The sequence below is a fragment of the uncultured Gimesia sp. genome, assembly GCF_937919775.1.
Taxonomy (GTDB): Bacteria; Planctomycetota; Planctomycetia; order Planctomycetales; family Planctomycetaceae; genus Gimesia.
The window spans coordinates 1-5,241 of the sequence record NZ_CALFPF010000316.1 but is presented as its reverse complement, the minus strand read 5'-3'; the positions used below and the strand labels follow the sequence as shown (position 1 = coordinate 5,241).

Annotated in this window: 5 protein-coding genes; 3 read left to right on the top strand and 2 right to left on the bottom strand. The window is 53.8% G+C overall.

From position 1 onward, the window contains the following. The first annotated feature begins 248 nt into the window (after positions 1–248). The 3 genes from Q0294_RS08705 to Q0294_RS08695 all read left to right on the top strand — a co-directional run bounded on the left by Q0294_RS08705 (position 249) and on the right by Q0294_RS08695 (position 2,915). Positions 249–1,616, top strand: a complete 1,368-nt coding sequence (locus tag Q0294_RS08705) for an aspartate aminotransferase family protein (RefSeq protein ID WP_299463451.1) — start codon at positions 249–251, stop codon at positions 1,614–1,616. Positions 1,617–1,650: 34 nt separating this feature from the next. Continuing rightward, positions 1,651–2,193: a G/U mismatch-specific DNA glycosylase gene (gene mug, locus Q0294_RS08700; RefSeq protein WP_299463448.1), complete on the top strand. Its 543-nt coding sequence runs from the start codon at positions 1,651–1,653 to the stop codon at positions 2,191–2,193. A gap of 200 nt (positions 2,194–2,393) precedes the next feature. After that, entirely contained in the window at positions 2,394–2,915 is a 522-nt protein-coding gene (locus Q0294_RS08695) for a hypothetical protein (RefSeq protein WP_299463445.1), read from the top strand. A 4-nt stretch (positions 2,916–2,919) separates the two neighbouring features. Here Q0294_RS08695 and Q0294_RS08690 read toward each other — a convergent pair whose 3' ends face one another. Together Q0294_RS08690 and Q0294_RS08685 are read right to left on the bottom strand one after the other, a co-directional pair. After that, entirely contained in the window at positions 2,920–4,032 is a 1,113-nt protein-coding gene (locus tag Q0294_RS08690) for a hypothetical protein (RefSeq protein WP_299463442.1), read from the bottom strand. Positions 4,033–4,351: 319 nt separating this feature from the next. Then, positions 4,352–5,241: hypothetical protein (locus Q0294_RS08685; RefSeq protein WP_299463440.1), on the bottom strand; the 890-nt coding region annotated here is incomplete at its 5' end.

The window sequence follows — 5,241 nt, the reverse complement described above, 5'->3', positions numbered from 1 at the left end:
CTCACGGGGAGACACATGGGTCTCCCCCTACATTTTGTGCTCTGATCACTTTGATATTTGGATCTGTTTGCGATATAAATTGTGTGATGCGGATTTTTTACTTTTTAAAGAAATCAGATTCGTAATCAGGATGCATTCACTGTTGGACAAGCCAACAGTGCCCCCCGCTACGGCAACCGATTCAGGGAGGGCCATCGCGGTGAACTGCTTCCGCCTTCTTTCAAACCAGTTTTTGTGAGTAAAACGCCATGAGTCAGGCAGTGGGACAGCAGATTGAAGCGGACTTTTTTGCGAAGTTTCCTACATCGGCGACGATGTATCAGCGGGCATGCAGCCTGTTTCCCAGCGGGGTCACGCACGACGGCCGATACATGAAGCCGTTTCCGATTTATGTCGACCGCGCTCTGGGCGCTCATAAATTTGACGTGGACGACAACGACATTATCGATTACTGGAGCGGCCACGGCGCGCTCATTCTGGGGCACAGTCACCCCGACATGGTCAAGGCGGTTCAGGATCAGGTCGCAAAGGGAACACACTTCGGCGCCTGTCATGAACTGGAACTGGAATGGGGTGAACTCGTCCGACAACTGGTGCCTTCCTGCGAGATGCTGCGTTTCACCAGCAGCGGTACTGAAGCCACGATGATGGCACTGCGCGTTTCGCGGATTGCCACCGGCAAAACCAAAGTGATCAAATTTGCCGGCCACTTTCACGGCTGGCACGATCTGCTCACCCAGGCTTCAGAACCGCCACACGATGACAAAACCTATGCGATGCCAGGCGTGACAGATGGAGTTTCCGATGAACTCGTCATCATTCGCCCTAACGATCTGGACCTGGTGGAACGCACGATCGCCGCACATGATCCGGCCTGTATTATTGTCGAAGCAACCGGCAGTCGCTGGGGTGTGGTGCCGCTGGAAGACGGTTTCCTGCAGGGACTGAGAAAGTTGACCGCCGACAAAGGGGTGCTGCTGATTCTGGATGAAGTCATCAGCGGTTTTCGCGTCGCGCCCGGCGGGATGCAGGAAGTCTGTGGCATCGTGCCCGATCTGACGTCGCTCGCAAAAATCGTCGCCGGCGGTTTGCCCGGCGGCTGTCTGGCAGGACGTGCCGACCTGATGCAGGCGATTGCCTTCGATAATCCCTTCGGCCAGAAAATGAAACATCCCGGTACTTACAATGCGAATCCCCTTTCGGCGGCGGCTGGAATCGCCGTGCTGAAGCATGTCGCCACCGGCGAGCCTTGTCGAATCGCCAATGAAAGTGCCGCGAAACTGCGGAAGGGCATGAACGAAGTGCTCACCCGCAAAAACGTGAACTGGGTCGTTTACGGTCAGTTTTCGATTATCAAAGTCTTCCCCGGTTACGATGGTCCGCGGCCCACCGATGATTCGTTCGTGCCTTACAATAATGATTTTGATCGTCTGGACCGCAAGCACGATGCGCAGTTGGGGCACGCATTTCGCTGTGCTCTGCTGCTGAACGGGGTCGACTGGTTTGGCTGGGGCGCGATGACGACGGCGGCTCACACGGACGACGATATCAACTTTACAGTCAATGCGTTTGATGCTGCGATCGATGCACTTCGCAGTGATGGACTCATCGACTGAGAGATACTGAAAGAGAACAGGGAGTCTGTGGAGCGTGGAAGAAATCTGGAAGCCAACAGCGGACGAGTTGGAACAGGCCATTCATAAACAGCTTCCCGATCTGATTGAAACCGGGTTAAAAGCGCTGTTCGTGGGTACGAACCCCGGACTATATTCGGCGGCGGTCGGACATCACTTCGCCCGGCCCGGCAACCGCTTCTGGCCCGCCATGTTTCGCGGTAAAATTACCGAACGGCTCTATTCGCCGTTCGAAGATTATCTGCTGCTCAAGCGGGGAGGCGGATTGACGAACATTGTCAGCCGCGCGTCCAAACGGGCCGACGAACTCTCAAAAGCAGAGCTTTACGAAGGGGCTGAGATCCTGACGGAAAAGGTGATCCAATTTCAGCCGCAGAAGGTCGTCTTTCTGGGAATCACCTCCTATCGGAACGCGTTTCAGGAAAAACAGGCACAGCTCGGTCTGCAGGAACGGACCCTCGGCGAGTCTGAGATTTGGGTGCTGCCGAACCCCAGCGGTCTGAATGCCCATTATCAGATCCCCGCGCTGGGGAAATTCTTTGCCCGGATGTGGCAGTGAAAACTCTTCCCATTTTACCTGGTTTACGAAACAGGAATCATTTTCCGCGCCTGTTTGTATTCGTCAGGAATTGATTCAATCCTGCCCTTTTCTCTCGACGATGAATGTCTATATCCAATCAGAGAAGCTGCGCAATCATTGTCGGCGATTCTGCTTGAACCAGATGTGAATGTGATTCATCCCCCGAGCAGGTTTTTTCCATGCAACGAAAACCGATTTCCTGCTGGCATCGAAGTATGCAGCTGCTGGTCTGCGCTGTTTTGCTCAGTCAGCAGGGGTGCTTCCAACACCGAGAGCGCTACAATCTGGCGAGTTTCTGGATGGATTACAACACGCTGTGTGCCCCGGCCATCTTTTTCGAAAAACAATCGCATTTCCCGTATCAGGCAAAACAGGTTTCCTACCTCCATTGGCAATACGGGGTGACTCCCGGACGTAACGTGAAGTATTCCCGGCCTGATCTGACGGGTGGCAATCTGGGGGCCGAAGCGGCCATGTATGAGGGTGTGATGAATGTGAATGGGATTAACGGCTCTCTGCAACCGGTGATGGAACCGATGCCGGCTGTGAACATGCAACCGATGATGAATTCGAAGCCGACCGTGAATGCCAACGGCGCCATGAGAGTGGCGCCGCCTCAGGTGAAACTGAAACCGGGTGTGGAAATGAAAAAGCCCTTGATGGAAATGATTCCGCCCCCCCCTGCACCGCCGACTCCTTAATACTTCAGCGCACAGCCGGGCCAACACGCGGGGTAAAGACGGTGATCCAGATGAAGGGTTGCCCGCGTTCATCAATTACGAGTTTGCGAGTGAGCCCCTCCCGCCCGATGGCATCGCGGATCAGAATGCCCCATGTCGTCCGTTTTTTCGGCACTGTGACTTTGAGCTTGTCCAGATCGACCTGCTTCTGATTGATTCCATACTCGTCGGCAATCATCGGAATGCCCGACGCCTTCGACGCCGCCATCAGCACGTCTCTTAAAGGCACGTTGCTCAGTTCGACTGGGATCAATTGAAAATAACGCGGTGCCGTCTTCTGACGGGAATCTTTCAAGTCCCAGCCGATCGGCCAGGGGCTGTCTGTGGATTCCCAGGGAGAGACGACCAGTTCCAGTGAGCCGGACGGAGTGCGCGACGGATAAAAGGCCAGACCAAACTGCTTGAGTGCAATCGCCAGCACGGTCCCTTTCGCCAGTTTTTCCAGATCCGGTATGACGGTGGCATCACTGGGGATTTCGGAGATACGTTTTTCCGCTTCGACATCGAACCGCACGGGCAGCGACGCCGGGAAAGCGAGTTTGCTGACGGCTGCTTTCAGCGACAGCCCCTGCACATTCGCGGGTGCCTGCTCGGAGAGTTCTGTAAAGATTGTTTTAAACTGCTCAGCTGAGAGTCCCCAGAGCGGTTTGCTTTCCGGCGAACCCTGGGCGCCATACGTTTTGAGTTCATTCAGCCACTGCTTGAGTTTCCCCAGATCCTGGCGGTCAAATCGATGCCCGGGAAACTGAATCACTCCACTCCGGTCGAGTGTGCCCGTCAGCCGGACTTCACGAAAGGTGCCTCTCACATTTTCTTCAATCTCGGGATCATCATCCAGCACCGCCCGCCGCGTCCGAATGGAAATATCCAGATCTCGAAAGATCCGCCCCCATTCCTGAGCAAACAACGCGGAACCGCCATCTTCAGTCAGCAAAGTGACTGAAACCGAAGTCTTGATCGGAGCCCCCTGGGGAGCCGACGTTTTCGGAATCTGTAATTGAGCCTGCAGGCCGGCATTGCCGGAAAGGATGAGAGTCAGCAGAACATAGAAGCCGGTGAGTTTGAATGAATGTTTCATATTTTTTCGCGCTGATTGTGAGTGGAACGTTCTCACTGGCAGCACTGTCGGACGAGCCGACAGTGGCACCCGGGAGTCTGAGATTGTTGAATTTTGTGATGTGTTAAGTATAACAGATTCGATTTGCTCTGATGAGAGCAAAGTTGGATTTTGGTGCGTTCAAGCGGGCCGCGCGTGGCCTGACATGCAAGATTTGAACCGCCGCGCGTAAAGAAAGGCGGCCCAGCAGAGAAGCTCCGCTGGGCCGCCTTATTTGCAATACTTCAATCCGTTACCAAGTAATGCAGATCAGGAAATGGCATCCTGTCTTTCAATTCACTCAGTCTGCAATCTCGGCACCAATTCCGGCCCCGATGGCAGCGCCACGATTTCCGCCAATCGCTCCACCGATTCCGGCACCAATGCCGGCACCCTGTCGGCGATTGGAATTGCCACGGTAACCTGAACTCCAGCGACCGCTATTCCGGTTGCCATAATTGTTGTAGTATCCCCGGTTATTGTATCCACGGTTGTAGTAACCAGGACCATAGTAGCCATTACCGTTATTGAAAAACCGGTTACCATAGTATCCGTTTCCGCGGTTGTAATATCCGCCGTTACCATATCCGTATCCGTTACCATAACTGTTGTCATCGTAATAGTAACCGCCATCGAAATCGGAGTTGGACTGGTAGTCGCCGTTCCCCTGATCCTGATAATCATCCGGATTCATCTGCTGGCCTGGATTACGATAGGTTACAGGATCGAACTCTTCCCATTGTCCATTATTGTCGATCAGCCATTGACCGTTTTCAGTCTGAAACCACCAGTGACCGTTGTGATGACGGTAACGGGCACGTGTTGCATCGTCGATGTCCAGATGGGCCGTTCCCTGTCGAACCATGTCGTCGATTTCAACGTTTGCCTGACCTTCAAAGGTTTGAGGCACACCATTCCGGAAGGGACGATTACCATTCTGACGATTTAAGCTGTCGACATTGTTTTGCAGTCGGTCTTGCGGCCCGGTGTTCTTCGGAAGCTTGTTGATTGCGCCATCTGCCGGATTTGCTTTTGGTGCAACAGGTGCTGCATTCTTATCAATTGCAGGCGGTGTGACTCCCGGCGTCTTCACTGTCCCTTTCGATTTCATTTTCGCATCGACGTCAGAGTTGAGCTTGTTGTCGTTGGCATCGAGTTTGGAGTCAGCATCCAATTTGTTCTCCGCATCGA

Excerpts from the sequence above, each read along its gene's own strand:
- Q0294_RS08705 (WP_299463451.1), top strand. The coding sequence starts at position 249 with ATGAGTCAGGCAGTGGGACAGCAGATTGAAGCGGACTTTTTTGCGAAG.
- Q0294_RS08695 (WP_299463445.1), top strand. The coding sequence starts at position 2,394 with ATGCAACGAAAACCGATTTCCTGCTGGCATCGAAGTATGCAGCTGCTG.
- Q0294_RS08690 (WP_299463442.1), bottom strand. The coding sequence starts at position 4,032 with ATGAAACATTCATTCAAACTCACCGGCTTCTATGTTCTGCTGACTCTC.